This is a genomic window from Enterobacter sp. GD03975 (assembly GCF_029838645.1).
Classification (GTDB): domain Bacteria; phylum Pseudomonadota; class Gammaproteobacteria; order Enterobacterales; family Enterobacteriaceae; genus Enterobacter; species Enterobacter quasihormaechei.
In genome coordinates this window covers 68,577-82,524 of sequence record NZ_JAOBZC010000013.1, presented here as the reverse complement: position 1 = coordinate 82,524, position 13,948 = coordinate 68,577, and the positions used below count along the sequence as shown (strand labels likewise).

Genomic DNA, 13,948 nt, shown 5'->3' with positions numbered 1-13,948 from the left:
AACTCCATTATTAATCAATGGGTTAGGTGAGTGAAACTTTTTTAGCGTTAAAAGCATATTTTTGCTGTATGTATAACTGTGATGTTGAGAGGAAATGTGAACGATATATTCAGGATGTCACTTGCCCAGCGGACGGATAGAACTTTTACATACAGATTGTCGCTAGCTCTGACTATAGTGTTGAGGGCAAGGACATTGCGATTACGCTGTTAGACAGCAAGGAAGTACACATTAGTGATTCCTCACTTGAGAGCGATAATTAGTGTTATAGGCCTTACAACATGATTGTTATGCATTTTGTTGAGTTTGAAACTTTAAAACGCTACTATCATTGAACTGAATTTATGGTTTTGGGGAATTAGAGGCGGCCCCCCGAAAGTTGATACCGCCTAGTTGGTAACTTCGTCGAACGACTGGGACTCCAACCGTGCCGGCTGTGAGGTCGGCTCTATTTTTTAGACTTGGGCAATTCATACTTCAAATTCACATCTCGCGTAAGGATATCCCTTGGTCCTTTCGTTCTGTCGAAAAAAAGCCAAATATTAAATTTGCGCTCTTTTGGCCAAGTGTCATACATAAGCGAATCCCACCCTAAATAAGACGCAACTTTGTTGGCAACTGCTAACTTCGCATCCGAAGTTGCTTTGCCTTGATAGGCGCACATCACTGCGCCTAGAAGAAAATCTGCAATTTGAATATGTTCAGAAGATTTTGAATCCTTTGTGACGACGCTCTTGATAATGTCTCTACGGCCAAACCTTTTTGCTAACGTGTGGTTAGTAATGACTTCAAATGCCTCATCAGCTTTTTTATACCGCGATGGAAGTGGGTCCACTTCCACACGGAACTCGCATTCCCTATCTGGATGAGCCTTGATAACGTTGCCTATTTTAGTTTCAATCAGCTTGCCAAAATGCTTACGCATAGCCAGATCGTAGTCGCCGCCATGGAAGGATTTTTCTACTTTTGATTTTTCTACAATGATGCAGTGGAACGCCAGCCATTGGTGTTTGAAGAACGTTTCAAGGAGGTCATGATAAAAAGCAGCATTTCTCTTTGAATGAGCTTTTTGCCACTTTATTTCATCGCTACAGTTATGCTTTTCCCTAAGCTCACGAATGATGCGTACGAAGTCGCCACGCCTTTGGTACTTCATCCACAGGCTGCCAAATCCATAAAATCGCTGACCATCAATGCCTGACTCATCGCAGGCGACATGCCATATCAGCTTCCCAGGATCAGTTGCGTCCATGTTTTTCCTTCATGAGTAAAATTTCAGCGTAGGATTATGATTTAACCACATCACTAAGTGATTGATAAGGATCAGTTTTAATCTGTAACAAGAAGGCTATTCAATGCGAACTTGAGTGGCTTAGGTTTTGCGTGGGGGCATGGCGGACTTTTGCTGGGTTTATGTACACCATAAGTGCCGAGTTGCGTGTAGATTTGCATGATCAAAAGGAGCGTAACGGTGCTGACCCACCAGAACTGCCGCACTTTCCAGCCATAAAACTATTATTTAAAGCGGGCAGGCGTGGCGGGGATACGAGCGCGCGCTCACAGAATGGTTTCAGTAGTTTGTTTAAATTAGGTTATGCAAATTTTGAGAGGATCTTGATTTTGGATAAGCGCTATCAGGTATTTGTTAGTTCAACGTTTTCAGATTTAGAAGAAGAACGCCAAGAAGTGATGCAAGCACTATTGGAGCTTGATTGTATGCCAGCAGGGATGGAGTTATTCCCGGCAACTAATAGCGATCAATGGAGTTTGATAAAGAAAGTAATTGATGACAGTGATTATTATATAGTCATCCTAGCAGGACGATACGGATCTATTGGACCCGATGGACTAAGCTATACGGAAATGGAGTATCGTTACGCAGTTGAAACTGGAAAACCGGTTATTGGTTTTATCCACAAAAACAAGGAAAATTTGGCTGCAAGACTTTGCGAGTCAACCTCTGATGGTAAAGAAAAACTGGCGAGATTTGAAGAGTTGGTTAAAAATCGGCTTTGTCGCTTCTGGGAGTCCCCTGCAGAACTCGGAAGTCAGGTCAGTAGAAGTTTAATCAAACTTACACGAGAATCACCTGCTGTTGGCTGGGTTAAAGGTAATCTTGTTGCCAGTGAAAGTGAAGCTCAAGAAATACTGAAATTAAAAAGAACAATTGAAGAGCTTGAGAGCCAACTTGTTGCCAGCAAAACAACTGCTCCAGTTGGAAGTGAAACTTTATCTCAGGGTGATGATTTATTTGAATTTGAGTATACATTTAATGCATCCCCCTCTCAATGGACCCATGATGGAAAACGTTACTCTGCTAGTGCGAAAATTAGCTGGAATGAGATTTTTTCCTATGTTTCACCGATGATGATAGATGAAATTGCTGATGAGGGATTACATTCTGCAGTTAATTCTTCTATATCAAAAATTGTGCGTGATCAGCTTACGGATAATGAAGATGTTTTGGGGCTGAATATACTTTCAATAATAATGAAGTCATCATCATTTCAAACGGTGAAAGTTCAATTGAGAGCGCTTGGTTTAATAACGAAAAGTGAAAGGAATCGGAGCGTAAAAGACAAAGGGACATATTGGACGCTTACTCCTTATGGTGAGAATCTTATGACAACTCTTCGTGCAATAAAAAAATAAAAAACTGCCGGGGAAGTCCTCGGCTGTTTTTTATTTGATATGATGATGTGGTTTCAGTTTTCTTTAAACGCACTCCATCTTTTAATGAGTGCTGTCAGAGATATACGATGTATCGTGTTTATTATGCTATTATGATAAATATCATAGCCTTCATTGATGACTTTTTTAGAGAAATGAATTGTCAAAAACTCCGGATGTATAGCACATAAATTTAGATCAAACAGAGTATGAATGTCGCTTCTGAGCAGCAATCCGTTGCTTATATGGTTATGACTTTCATTTCTGTAAGCATCAATATGTGCCGCCTCAAGAATATCTACAAGCTCACATCCTGTAACTGCGCATATAGGGCTGGACTTTAACAGCTTATCTCGAAATGTTTTCTGTCCACGTCTTTGCCTGATCTGCCTATCTACTAGTTTCCTCTGATCACCTTCAAGCAAATCTGGAGAGTCGTTATCTGCTTCTCCTGCAGTAAGAAGAATCGACGATATTTGAGCATCAAATAGTTCTTTTGCCCACTGTATATTTACTTCCTGTATGGATAACTGAACGTTATAGCGCAAGCTTTCAGCTTCAAGTTTATCAAGAGGGATGTCTTTTAGTTTCTTAAAAACGGAACCATAAGTAGCTATAAATCCTATAGCAGGCTCTAAAACCAACCTTCTCTCATTAAATTCATGTCCGTTATCGCAACGCCACTTTGGCATCATTGTTTTGCGTGGGCGGATCTTTTTTGCATTGCATTCGTCATGGGGGCATTTATACACATTTTTTTCAGTGTCGTATGTTTCTAATTTTTCTATAATAGAGATTCCTAAAATATTATCTCTATTTCTAATTATTACAAGATCTCCTTCTTTGACATTTTTGTAATTTGGGACAGAATTATTGTAGCGATAGAAAACTGAGTAATCGTCGTTATAGCCATCATTTGCCCAGTACCTTACGTTGCCTTTTTCAATTGCTTTAAAGGACCATGCTTGTTGTACCACGAACTTTTCCCACTGATCAGATTTTTGGTTTGTTCTATCGAACAGCAAAACATGTTGATTTACAAGCATCATCAGCCCAGATAATATGACTTAAATCGCAAAATTTCGTCTCTTACCAGTTTTTTACTTTATCCATTCTTTTCTGTGACGGCAGTAACTCATTTCGAAAAAAAAACTTGGTCGCTTTCTCCTCATCCCCAAACCCCCAACATTACTCGGCATAATTTCCATCATCTGAGGTGGTACAAGATGTGCTGCCATCATGTCGTCCCGGTTCACATTCTTGTTGTTCGAAAACTCATCCTTAGCCGCCACCTCTGACAGAGGGATGATCAGAATTCTGTCTTTTTGCCGTTAGGCGAGTACATAAACAGGTTGCGGAATTTGCCCGGCCCCTTGCGTTTTTCATGGCCTGGCGGATATTGTTTATTACCTCCTGGTTCTGCGCGGTGTCGGTCATGTACAAGATGAAACTCGCGTGGCTGCCGTTAATGTAATACTTCTGGCGGAACAGGGTGGCGAACTCGTTGAGCAGGACTTAAGTATAGCGGACAGGTATGCCAGCAGGCCGTAAATTTCATGGTTCATATCCGGCTCCATCAGATGAAGTTGCTGCCTTGAGTGAACTTATACGGCTGCGTGGTCATGCCGTATTGCACAAACCAGTAAGTATCGAGGTCGATCCAGCGGCGTGTGTATTTCGCCAGCGATGGCTTCAGTTACAGAATGTCCACCAGTCTGTTCGTCCGTTTCTCCAGGTAGGCGTTACCAGACACCTGATAGTCCTGAACAAAGCGGCTGAATGCCTACTGGCTCAGCAGCGGACGCGGGATAAAGGTGCTGGTGAGAATGTTATGTTTCACCGCAATCGGTGAGCTGTGATGTACGGCGGTGTGTCCGGTCAGTTTTTTGCCGTATCGGGCTTGGGCATTTTCGGTGGACCGCTAGGACGAAAGCTGGGCGTAAAGCGTTAAGCACCGGAAGAAAACCATGACAGCAATGGAGCTGGAGGCGAAGCAGGGAGATTATCTGGTGGGTGCGGATGAAAATGTGCTGGTGCTGAACCGGGCCTATGCCAACAGGGCCGCCAAAATGCAATGGGAGCTCTACAGCGTGGTGTGGCGTCTTTCTCCCTTTAACTGAGAAGGCCGTGCCGATCTCTACACGTAAATGCCCGTGAAGGGAAGATTAGCGGCTTTAAGCAGCTCATAGATGATGCGGAATGGACAATCACCACGTTCATGCATACGGCCAGCGCTGACAGTGGTTTCACAACCAGTATTGAGTTTGAGGTGAAAATTGATGAGTTCGCAATGGAACAATTAGTTCAAAATTGCGAACAATCATCTCTCATTATTGCTATTTAGTTAATAATTAGATCTGATTATTATGATGAATTGTTCTATGTGCGTACAGGCGGCACATATCTGAAACAGTTTCCAAGTTTCCAATCAAACCAAAGAACGCTACAACCTGTGCACTAATATCGAGTACGGGCATACCATCGTGTCGCATGAAACTTTTGTACGGTCAGTATGCCGTCCGCAAAAAATCAGCGCAGCAGCGCCTCATCCCAAAAATATGTAGAAGCAATTTGCTTACTGATTCTGACCCGCCGCTGGCGGTTTTTTTTATTGTTATAGTAAGCTGGATGAACTTTTAAAAAGTATTTAAATCCGGAGTACACATGGATTTTGCAAGTTCGTTCTCTTTTATCGAAAAGATTATTCCTGCATTGGTCGGTTTTGCAGGTGCTTGGGCAGGTAGTCGATGGGGACTCACTAAGTTCAAGAAGGAAAAGTATTGGGAATCAAAAGTTAAGGCATACGAAACTACTTTGAGTCATTTTGAAAAAATTGCTTTCTGGGGGCGTTCTAATAAGGCACAAGCTCACTGTGCCGTAACTGTTGGAGATAACGATTTGCATCCACAAACGTTCAATGAGTCTATGCGTAACCTTGCACAGTTAGAAATTACTGCATTTGTATACTTTGATGGTGAATTTAGAGATCTGATCAAAGAACACAGACATGCTATGGAAAGCATTTACATAAATGAAATTGAAAAATTGGAAGGGGAGCCTAAGGAGAGCGCTTACTACAAGTATGCTGATACACAAGGAAAAATAGGTGATATGGCCTATGCGGCTTTAGAGGTTCTGAACCAACAGGCTCATAAAGATATCGGCCTGAAAGGGCATTGCTGCGAAAGACTTATGGTTAAAATCACCGATGATTGGCGAGAATTTAGAAAAAACATTCAATAGATTACACAAAAATCCGCCGCCATTCCTATCGAAATGGAGCTCTAACTACCTGATTAAAAAGGTCACGAACTTCAGACAACAAAAAACCCATCAACCTTGAACCAAAACGGCGGGGTTGATGGGCTCCACAAATTGGGGACATCAAAGAAAAGCAGTGGCAATAGTTATGACTGTGACCTGTGTAAAAAGTTCTGCACGTAACGAAAATTTTTTCAGCCACGCGCAAACTTGAGACTTATCCGAGTCCAGGCCAGATAATGACGATCAGCGTACCTGCCAGCGTCAGCAGCACGTTTGCGATCGCGTATGTGCCTGCATAGCCCAGCGCCGGGATATTGCTGCGCGCGGTGTCGCTGATGATTTCCATCGCCGGTGCGCAGGTACGCGCGCCCATCATCGCGCCGAAGAGCAGGGCGCGGTTCATGCGCAGCACGTAGGCACCGAACAGGAAGCAGATCACCACCGGCACCAGGCTGACGACAAGTCCGGAAAGCAACATTTGCCAGCCGACAGCGCCCAGTCCGTTGCCAATGCCGCTCCCGGCGCTTAAGCCGACACCCGCCATAAAGACCATCAGGCCGAACTCTTTCACCATGTTCAGCGCCCCCTGAGGGATATAGCCGAAGGTCGGATGGTTCGCTCGCAGGAAGCCCAGCATGATCCCGGCGAACAGCAGGCCGGCAGCGTTACCGATGCCGAAGCTAAAGTTGCTGAACTGGAAGGTGATCATCCCAATCATCAGGCCGACAATGAAGAAGGCGCAGAACGCTAACAGGTCCGTCACCTGGCTGTGAATGGAGATAAAGCCGATACGATCGGCAACGGTTTTGACACGTCGGGCATCGCCGCTGACCTGCAACACATCGCCTTTATTGAGCACAATGTTATCGTCGATAGGCATTTCAATCTGGCTGCGGATCACGCGGTTGAGGAAACAGCCGTGGTCGGTCAGCTTCAGCTGTGCCAGACGGCGGCCCACGGCGTTGTGGTTTTTTACCACAATCTCTTCGGTGACGATACGCATGTCCAGCAGATCGCGGTCGAACACCTCTTTCCCGTTGCGGAAGCTGGGATCGAGACGCGCGTGGGCGTCCGGGTAGCCGACAAGGGCGATGTCATCGCCCATCTGGAGCACCGCGTCACCGTCCGGGTTAGCCAGAATACCGTTACGACGAATTCGTTCGATGTAGCAGCCGGTCTGACGGTAGATCCCAAGTTCGCGCAGGTTTTTCCCGTCGGTCCAGGCAACCAGCTCCGGGCCGACCCGGTACGCGCGGATCACGGGCAGGTAAACCTTACGTTTGGAGTCCGTGTCCAGGCCGCGCTCGCGGGCAATGGTCTGGGCGCTGGTCTGGAGATCCTGATGCTGAAGTTTCGGCAGATAGCGCGCGCCAACAATCAGGCTTACCAGACCAATCAGATAGGTCAGGGCATAGCCCAGGCTCAGGTTGTCCAGCGCGACGGAAAGCGGCGTGCCTGCCATGCCAGAATGACGAAGCGTGTCCCCGGCACCCACAAGCACCGGCGTGGAGGTCATCGAGCCGGCCAGCATACCGGCCGTTAAGCCGATGTCCCAGCCAAACAGTTTGCCCAGCCCTAACGCAATCAGCAGCGCGCTGCCGACCATCACCAGCGCCAGCATCAGATAATTTTTGCCATCACGGAAGAAAATCGAAAAAAAGTTCGGGCCGGCTTCCACGCCTACGCAAAAAATAAACAGCATGAAACCTAAGTTAAGCGCGTCCGTGTTAATACTGAAATGTTGCTGACCTAATAACAGCGAGACGACTAAAACGCCAATGGAATTACCAAGTTGAACTGAACCCAGGCGCAATTTACCCAGACAAAGGCCCAGTGCCAGTACCACAAATAATAACAGGATGTAATTCCCATTTAACAAGTCTGCGACGTTTATATTCACGGAGGCTAACTTCTTGTTTACCAGTAAGTTGTTGAATGAAAGGACTATTTGGGCTACTGTTTTCAGAGTCAGGGAATCACTGAGACTCTCCCTGCTTCCTGATAAATACCCTAAACACTAGCAGGCGGTTAGTTTAATCGTAATAGCTACCGACAGCCACCTATTATCGCACGACTTCCGTGCGTGTTTTGGCAAGGATTGCCGCAATGCTTTATCTGACTGGGCGTCCACCGGACGATTTTTGTATTTGATAGAGATAAGTCAGGAGGATAGTTTGAACTTTAAACGAAACTGGGCTGGCGTAATCAGCTGTTTTTTGCTGTTTACGGTCGTTTGCATGTCGCTTGCATTTAACGTGAAGGGCGCCTTCAGAGCGTCCGGTCATCCGGAGCTGGGCCTGCTGTTTTTCATTCTGCCGGGGGCTGTGGCCAGTTTTCTCTCGCGCAAAGGCGAGGTGGTGATGCCGCTTCTGGGGGCAATCCTTGCGGCGCCCATCTGCTTGCTTCTGATGCGCGTGCTGTTTCTCTCGTCGAGAAGCGTCTGGCAGGAAGTGGCGTGGTTGTTGAGCGGCGTTTTCTGGTGTGCGCTGGGCGCGCTGTGTTTCTTATTTACGCGCAGCCTGCTGCAACAGCGGAAGCACCGTAAATAAAAACGCCCTCAGGGTGAGGGCGTCTTCGGATTGCCTTACTGAGCGGCAAACAGGCCAAGGTGCTCTTTGGCGTAGGCTTCAAAATCGGTGCAGCCGCCGATGTGTTTCTGGTCGAGGAAGATCTGCGGCACGGTTTCAACCGGTTTACCCACGGTTTTTTCCAGATCGGCTTTGCTGATGCCTTCCGCGTGGATATCCACGTAGCGGAAGTTAAAATCATCACGTTCTTCAGTCAGTTTCTCAGCCAGCTCTTTCGCGCGCACACAGTAAGGGCATCCTGGACGACCAAAAATTACTGCAAACATTTCTCTCTCCTCAAAAAACAAGCCTGACGGCGAATAATGCCTATAGTGCACGATAACCTGTCGTCATGGAAAGAAGGTTTCACCTGTCACTTTGATACAGTCAGGCTATGTTTCGCCAATTACATCATGGGGATCATTGCCTATACTGGCTGCCATACGTTTTACGCAATACAAAGAGAGACAAAATGACGCCAACCATTGACCTGCTTCGTTCCCACCGTTCCATTCGCCATTTTACCGATGAGCCAATTACTCAGGCACAGCGGGAAGCGATCATCGATAGCGCGCGCGGCACCTCCAGCTCCAGCTTTTTGCAGTGCAGCTCGATTATCCGCATCACCGATCCGGCGATGCGTGAACAGCTGGTGACGCTCACGGGGGGACAAAAGCACGTTGCCCAGGCAGCCGAGTTCTGGGTGTTCTGCGCCGATTTTAACCGTCACCTGCAAATCTGCCCTGAGGCGGAGCTGGGGCTGGCGGAACAGCTGCTGCTGGGCGTGGTCGATACGGCGCTGATGGCACAAAATGCCTTCACGGCGGCGGAATCGCTGGGGCTTGGCGGGGTGTATATCGGCGGGCTGCGCAACAACATCGAAAGCGTGACCGAGCTGCTGAAGCTGCCGAAACACGTGCTGCCGCTGTTTGGCCTGTGCCTCGGCTGGCCGGCGGACAACCCGGATCTGAAGCCGCGTATTCCTGCCGCGATGCTGGTGCATGAAAACCACTACCAGCCGGTCGACCAGGACGTTCTGAATCAATACGACGAAGAGCTGGCGAACTACTACCTGACGCGCGACAGCAACAACCGTCGCGACACCTGGAGCGACCATATTCGTCGTACCATTATCAAGGAGAGCCGCCCGTTCATTCTTGATTACCTGCACAAGCAGGGCTGGGCAACGCGGTAGTCCATTCCTCCCGCGCCTCGTGTATGATAGGCAGGCTTTTACCATGTCTTTAGAGAGGTGCAGGGTGAAGATTGCCATATTGTCCCGGGATGGAACGCTCTATTCATGTAAACGTCTGCGAGAAGCGGCGGCGAAGCGCGGGCATCAGATTGAGATCCTCGATCCGATGTCCTGCTATATGAACATCGACCCCGCGGCGTCGTCGATTCACTACAAGGGCCGCAAGCTGCCGCACTTCGATGCGGTGATCCCCCGCATTGGCTCCCAGATCACCTATTACGGCACGGCTGCGCTGCGCCAGTTTGAAATGCTGGGAAGCTATCCGCTCAACGAGTCCGTGGCGATTTCCCGCGCCCGCGATAAACTGCGCTCGCTACAGCTGCTGGCGCGCCAGGGGATCGATCTGCCTGTCACCGGGATTGCCCACTCCCCGGACGACACCAGCGATTTGATCGATATGGTGGGCGGTGCGCCGCTGGTCATAAAGCTGGTGGAGGGCACGCAGGGAATCGGGGTGGTACTGGCGGAGACGCGTCAGGCGGCTGAAAGCGTGATTGACGCGTTTCGCGGTCTGAATGCCCATATTCTGGTGCAGGAATATATTAAAGAGGCCAAAGGGTGCGATATCCGCTGCTTTGTGGTGGGCGATGAAGTGGTGGCTGCCATTGAGCGGCAGGCGAAAGAGGGCGACTTCCGCTCGAACCTGCACCGCGGCGGCATTGCGCGGGTGGCCATTATCAGCGAGCGCGAGCGTACGATCGCGGTGAAAGCCGCACAGACGTTAGGCCTGGACGTTGCGGGGGTCGATCTGCTGCGGGCCGAGCGCGGGCCGCTGGTGATGGAGGTCAACGCCTCGCCGGGGCTGGAAGGGGTGGAAAAAACCACGGGCGTCGATATTGCAGGTAAAATGATCGCGTGGATTGAACGCCACGCAACGCCGGGATTTTGCCTGAAAACGGGCGGTTAAATGGATCGGCGCGCACTTTTTGCGTAATCTGGACAACGTTTTTATTTAAGAGGCTGCACAGCGATGGATTTACAGGTCGTACCTACACTGGATACGTTACGTCAATGGCTCGATGATGCCGGTATTACTTTCTTCGAATGCGACTCCTGCCAGGCGCTGCATCTGCCTCACATGCAAAATTTCGACGGCATTTTTGATGCCAAAATCGATCTGATTAACGACGTCATTCTTTTCTCGGCGCTGGCCGAAGTGAAGCCTTCTGCGCTGCTGGCGCTGGCGTCCGATCTGTCTGCAATTAACGCCAGTTCTCTGACGGTCAAAGCGTTTCTCGACATACAGGATGATAACCTGCCGAAGCTGGTGGTTTGCCAGTCTTTATTCTCCGGCGCCGGGCTCTCCTTCAAGCAGTTCGCCTGGTTTATGCGCCTGAGCGAAGAGCAGATTTCCATGGTAATGATGGAAGCCAACGCACACCACCTGCTGTACAGCGCGGAAGATGATGCTGAGAATAATGATGCATCTCCCAATTTTCTCCACTAAGGCCGTCTGACTTTTGCGCAGTCGCTGCCAGAGCGGCTGCATAACACCGTTTTTTCTGCTGCTTTTAACCTTTCTTTAAAGAATTTTTCACCTCCTCTCAGGCCGTTTCGGCTTATCACGTAGACATAATCTGCATAAAAAATTGATAAAAGGCGTTTTTTCGTCTGGGCTATAGCCGGAGACACGGGCTACAGTTATTCTTGCGATGCTTAAAAAAGCGAGCGGATCCTGCCGGAAAAAGGGGGTTATATTTATTTCGGGCAGAGCGACAAACTATGCATGATTATTGCATATCTTCAGGCTGCACAGTTTTGGTTCGTTTGTTAACGAGCTTTCAGAAGGAATAACAATATGATCGCCTTGAATAAAAAATGGTTATCGGGTCTGGTTGCGGGTGCTCTGATGGCCGTCTCTGCCGGTACGCTCGCTGCGGAACAAAAAACGCTGCACGTCTATAACTGGTCTGACTATATTGCGCCGGACACCGTCGCCAATTTTGAAAAAGAGACCGGCATTAAAGTGGTCTACGACGTATTCGATTCCAACGAAGTGCTGGAAGGTAAACTGATGGCGGGCAGCACCGGCTTTGACCTGGTTGTGCCGTCGGCAAGTTTCCTTGAGCGTCAGCTGACCGCCGGCGTTTTCCAGCCGCTGGATAAGAGCAAATTACCCAACTGGAAAAACCTCGACCCGGAGGTGCTGAAGCTGGTGGCTAAGCACGATCCGGAGAATAAATACGCGATGCCATACCTGTGGGCGACCACCGGCATCGGCTTTAACGTGGATAAGGTCAAAGCCGCGCTGGGCCCGGACGTCAAGCTGGACAGCTGGGACGTGGTGCTGAAGCCGGAAAACCTTGAAAAGCTCAAAAGCTGCGGCGTCTCTTTCCTCGATGCGCCGGAAGAAATTTTTGCCACCGTGCTTAACTACCTTGGCAAAGATCCCAACAGCAGCAAGGCCGACGACTACACCGGTCCGGCAACCGACCTGCTGCTGAAGCTGCGTCCGAATATTCGCTACTTCCACTCCTCTCAGTACATCAACGACCTGGCGAACGGCGATATCTGCGTGGCGATCGGCTGGGCGGGTGACGTCTGGCAGGCGGCGAACCGTGCGAAAGAGGCGAAAAACGGCGTGAATGTTTCCTACTTCATTCCGAAAGAGGGCGCGCTGGCGTTCTTTGACGTCTTCGCCATGCCGGCTGATGCGAAAAACAAAGAGGAAGCGTATCAGTTCCTCAACTACCTGATGCGTCCGGAAGTGATTGCCCACATTAGCGACCACGTTTACTACGCTAACGGTAACAAGGCCTCCGTGCCGATGGTCAGCGAGGCGATCCGCAATAACCCGGCGATCTATCCGCCAGCGGACGTCTTTGCCAAGCTGTTCACCCTGAAGGTGCAGGAGCCTAAGATCGACCGCGTGCGCACCCGCGCGTGGACGAAGGTGAAAAGCGGTAAGTAACGGCGTTTGATATCGTTGCCCGGTGGCGCTAATGCTTACCGGGCCGACACAACCCGTAGGCCGGGCATGCGTTAGCGCCGCCCGGCGATGCGCACCCTGACGGTGCGTTTGCACCAGTGTTGATCTATGCCGGAGAGCACCCCGTGAATGACGCGATCCCCCGCCCGCAGGCGAAAGTCCGTAAAGCGCTGACCCCGCTTCTTGAAATTCGTAACCTCACCAAATCCTTCGACGGCCAGCATGCCGTGGACGACGTCAGCCTGACGATCTACAAAGGCGAAATATTCGCTCTGCTCGGCGCATCGGGCTGCGGTAAGTCCACGCTGCTGCGCATGCTCGCCGGGTTTGAACAGCCGACCGCCGGGCAGATAGTGCTGGACGGCGTTGATCTCTCCAGCGTGCCGCCGTACCAGCGGCCCATAAACATGATGTTTCAGTCCTACGCGCTGTTTCCGCACATGACCGTCGAGCAGAATATCGCCTTCGGCCTGAAGCAGGACAAGCTGCCGAAAGCCGAAATCACCGCGCGCGTGGCGGAGATGCTGAGCCTGGTGCACATGCAGGAGTTCGCGAAGCGCAAGCCGCACCAGCTTTCCGGCGGCCAGCGTCAGCGCGTGGCGCTGGCAAGAAGCCTGGCGAAGCGTCCAAAGCTGCTGCTGCTCGACGAGCCGATGGGCGCCCTGGATAAAAAGCTGCGCGACCGGATGCAGCTGGAAGTGGTGGATATCCTCGAGCGCGTGGGCGTGACCTGTGTGATGGTGACCCACGACCAGGAAGAGGCGATGACCATGGCCGGGCGCATTGCGATCATGAATCGCGGTAAATTCGTGCAGATTGGCGAGCCGGAAGAGATCTACGAGCACCCGACCACCCGCTACAGCGCGGAGTTTATCGGCTCGGTGAACGTCTTCGAAGGGCTGCTGAAGGAGCGTCAGGACGATGGCCTGGTGATTGAATCGCCGGGGCTGGTGCACCCGCTGAAGGTCGACTCTGACAACTCCGTGGTGGACAACGTGCCGGTCTACGTGGCCCTGCGCCCGGAAAAAATCATGCTCTGCGATGAGCCGCCCGCCGATGGCTATAACTTTGCCGTGGGCGAAGTGGTACACATTGCTTATCTCGGCGACCTGTCGATTTATCACGTCCGCCTGAAAAGCGGGCAGATGCTCAGCGCCCAGCTACAGAACGAGCACCGGTATCGCAAGGGACAGCCAACCTGGGGCGACGAAGTGAGTCTGTGCTGGGATGCGGACAGCTGCGTCGTACTGACGGTATAAGGAG

Annotated in this window: 12 protein-coding genes and 3 pseudogenes; 10 read left to right on the top strand and 5 right to left on the bottom strand. The window is 50.0% G+C overall.

Annotation, left to right across the window (positions count from 1 at the left end; all coding sequences use genetic code 11):
• Positions 1–448: 448 nt before the first annotated feature.
• On the bottom strand, positions 449–1,252 hold the full coding sequence (locus N5C09_RS18045) for a DUF3800 domain-containing protein (RefSeq protein ID WP_048965813.1): 804 nt from the start codon (positions 1,250–1,252) through the stop codon (positions 449–451).
• A gap of 161 nt (positions 1,253–1,413) precedes the next feature.
• On the opposite strand from N5C09_RS18045, the gene N5C09_RS18040 reads away from it, so the two are divergent.
• Positions 1,414–2,652, top strand: coding sequence for a DUF4062 domain-containing protein (locus N5C09_RS18040; RefSeq protein WP_225303551.1), 1,239 nt, complete (start codon positions 1,414–1,416; stop codon positions 2,650–2,652).
• 53 nt (positions 2,653–2,705) lie between these two features.
• On the opposite strand, the gene N5C09_RS18035 is transcribed toward N5C09_RS18040, so the two are convergent.
• Together N5C09_RS18035 and N5C09_RS18030 are read right to left on the bottom strand one after the other, a co-directional pair.
• Positions 2,706–3,719, bottom strand: coding sequence for an HNH endonuclease signature motif containing protein (locus tag N5C09_RS18035; RefSeq protein WP_226842120.1), 1,014 nt, complete (start codon positions 3,717–3,719; stop codon positions 2,706–2,708).
• Positions 3,719–4,552, bottom strand: a pseudogene (locus tag N5C09_RS18030) (phage portal protein). Before N5C09_RS18030 ends, N5C09_RS18035 begins: the two are co-directional and overlap by 1 nt.
• A 64-nt stretch (positions 4,553–4,616) precedes the next feature.
• Between N5C09_RS18030 and N5C09_RS18025 the strand changes: the two are divergent.
• The 3 genes and pseudogenes from N5C09_RS18025 to N5C09_RS18015 form a co-directional block, all read left to right on the top strand.
• Positions 4,617–5,014: pseudogene (locus tag N5C09_RS18025) on the top strand (hypothetical protein); the annotation flags it as partial.
• A 22-nt stretch (positions 5,015–5,036) separates the two neighbouring features.
• Positions 5,037–5,234: pseudogene (locus N5C09_RS18020) on the top strand (ogr/Delta-like zinc finger family protein).
• A gap of 100 nt (positions 5,235–5,334) precedes the next feature.
• Positions 5,335–5,913, top strand: coding sequence for a hypothetical protein (locus N5C09_RS18015; RefSeq protein WP_193035881.1), 579 nt, complete (start codon positions 5,335–5,337; stop codon positions 5,911–5,913).
• A 235-nt stretch (positions 5,914–6,148) separates the two neighbouring features.
• Here N5C09_RS18015 and N5C09_RS18010 read toward each other — a convergent pair whose 3' ends face one another.
• The gene (locus N5C09_RS18010; RefSeq protein ID WP_063866223.1) at positions 6,149–7,834 is read right to left on the bottom strand and encodes an aspartate:alanine antiporter; all 1,686 of its coding nucleotides are present in this window, start codon (positions 7,832–7,834) and stop codon (positions 6,149–6,151) included.
• Positions 7,835–8,108: 274 nt separating this feature from the next.
• Between N5C09_RS18010 and N5C09_RS18005 the strand changes: the two genes are divergently transcribed.
• On the top strand, positions 8,109–8,483 hold the full coding sequence (locus tag N5C09_RS18005; RefSeq protein WP_063449233.1) for an inner membrane protein YbjM: 375 nt from the start codon (positions 8,109–8,111) through the stop codon (positions 8,481–8,483).
• Between the two features lie 35 nt (positions 8,484–8,518).
• On the opposite strand, the gene N5C09_RS18000 is transcribed toward N5C09_RS18005, so the two are convergent.
• Positions 8,519–8,788 carry a GrxA family glutaredoxin gene (locus N5C09_RS18000; RefSeq protein ID WP_014169305.1) on the bottom strand — a complete coding sequence of 90 codons (270 nt, stop codon included), beginning with the start codon at positions 8,786–8,788 and terminating at the stop codon, positions 8,519–8,521.
• A gap of 185 nt (positions 8,789–8,973) precedes the next feature.
• Between N5C09_RS18000 and nfsA the strand changes: the two genes are divergently transcribed.
• From nfsA to potG, 5 genes are all read left to right on the top strand, one after another.
• Entirely contained in the window at positions 8,974–9,696 is a 723-nt protein-coding gene (nfsA, locus tag N5C09_RS17995) for a nitroreductase NfsA (RefSeq protein WP_063449232.1), read from the top strand.
• Positions 9,697–9,760: 64 nt separating this feature from the next.
• Positions 9,761–10,663 carry a 30S ribosomal protein S6--L-glutamate ligase gene (rimK, locus tag N5C09_RS17990; RefSeq protein WP_279749601.1) on the top strand — a complete coding sequence of 301 codons (903 nt, stop codon included), beginning with the start codon at positions 9,761–9,763 and terminating at the stop codon, positions 10,661–10,663.
• A gap of 63 nt (positions 10,664–10,726) precedes the next feature.
• Positions 10,727–11,203 (top strand): YbjN domain-containing protein, encoded by a 477-nt coding sequence (locus N5C09_RS17985; protein ID WP_003858385.1) that lies wholly within the window; start codon positions 10,727–10,729, stop codon positions 11,201–11,203.
• A gap of 351 nt (positions 11,204–11,554) precedes the next feature.
• Entirely contained in the window at positions 11,555–12,667 is a 1,113-nt protein-coding gene (gene potF / locus N5C09_RS17980; protein ID WP_203465875.1) for a spermidine/putrescine ABC transporter substrate-binding protein PotF, read from the top strand.
• 143 nt (positions 12,668–12,810) lie between these two features.
• Positions 12,811–13,944, top strand: coding sequence for a putrescine ABC transporter ATP-binding subunit PotG (potG, locus tag N5C09_RS17975; protein ID WP_017693732.1), 1,134 nt, complete (start codon positions 12,811–12,813; stop codon positions 13,942–13,944).
• Positions 13,945–13,948 lie beyond the last annotated feature (4 nt).

Excerpts from the sequence above, each read along its gene's own strand:
- N5C09_RS18045 (WP_048965813.1), bottom strand. The coding sequence starts at position 1,252 with ATGGACGCAACTGATCCTGGGAAGCTGATATGGCATGTCGCCTGCGAT.
- N5C09_RS18040 (WP_225303551.1), top strand. The coding sequence starts at position 1,414 with ATGTACACCATAAGTGCCGAGTTGCGTGTAGATTTGCATGATCAAAAG.
- N5C09_RS18035 (WP_226842120.1), bottom strand. The coding sequence starts at position 3,719 with ATGATGCTTGTAAATCAACATGTTTTGCTGTTCGATAGAACAAACCAA.
- N5C09_RS18015 (WP_193035881.1), top strand. The coding sequence starts at position 5,335 with ATGGATTTTGCAAGTTCGTTCTCTTTTATCGAAAAGATTATTCCTGCA.
- N5C09_RS18000 (WP_014169305.1), bottom strand. The coding sequence starts at position 8,788 with ATGTTTGCAGTAATTTTTGGTCGTCCAGGATGCCCTTACTGTGTGCGC.
- nfsA (WP_063449232.1), top strand. The coding sequence starts at position 8,974 with ATGACGCCAACCATTGACCTGCTTCGTTCCCACCGTTCCATTCGCCAT.
- N5C09_RS17985 (WP_003858385.1), top strand. The coding sequence starts at position 10,727 with ATGGATTTACAGGTCGTACCTACACTGGATACGTTACGTCAATGGCTC.
- potF (WP_203465875.1), top strand. The coding sequence starts at position 11,555 with ATGATCGCCTTGAATAAAAAATGGTTATCGGGTCTGGTTGCGGGTGCT.